Here is a 557-nt window from a genome sequence, read left to right as displayed (position 1 = left end):
CCATTTGCATCCTGTTTCACAGTCAAGTTATTTCCTGCTACCATTTCCACAGTATTGCTTGGTTTAATTAACTCTCCGTCATCCTTAGTTCCAGTAAGTTTTTCTCCCCCGTCAGCAGATGTTTTCAAGTTGAAGCCCGCATTGTTGATGGCTTCCGCTACATTTTGTACGGTAGCCACTTTGTTCAATCCTGCCTCATCATGCGCTTTCTGTGCTGTATCTACTGGTGTTTGTTTAGCAGCTACATCAGCTTTCTTATCTGCCACCGTTTGTTGTAATGCTGGATCTTTTGGATCTGCCGCTAATGCTTTTTCTGCTTCTTTTAAAGCTGCTCTTGCTGCAGACAAGTCTTTTTCAGCAGCTGCTAAGGTTTCTTTTAATTGCTTAGCTGTAGCTGGATCTGCAGGGGTAGCAATAGCTCCTGTTTCCTTATTATCCGTACCTACTGCTGGCTTCATTTCACCAGTAGTTACTTTTACACCATTTTCGTCAACCGTTACAGAACCATTAGCTGCTTTTACATTAAATGTAACATCACTTGCCGTGTTATCCTCACG

At 42.5% G+C, this 557-nt stretch carries 1 protein-coding gene; it reads right to left on the bottom strand.

From position 1 onward, the window contains the following. Positions 1–557, bottom strand: a 557-nt coding sequence (locus tag EO114_RS07785; RefSeq protein ID WP_206168682.1) for a hypothetical protein, incomplete at both ends; no start/stop codon positions are given.

This window comes from Veillonella sp. 3627 (assembly GCF_003992195.1).
In the GTDB taxonomy this organism is placed as follows: Bacteria; Bacillota; Negativicutes; order Veillonellales; family Veillonellaceae; genus F0422.
The sequence above is the reverse complement of the archived record's forward strand: the minus strand, read 5'-3'. Positions and strand labels throughout refer to the sequence as shown.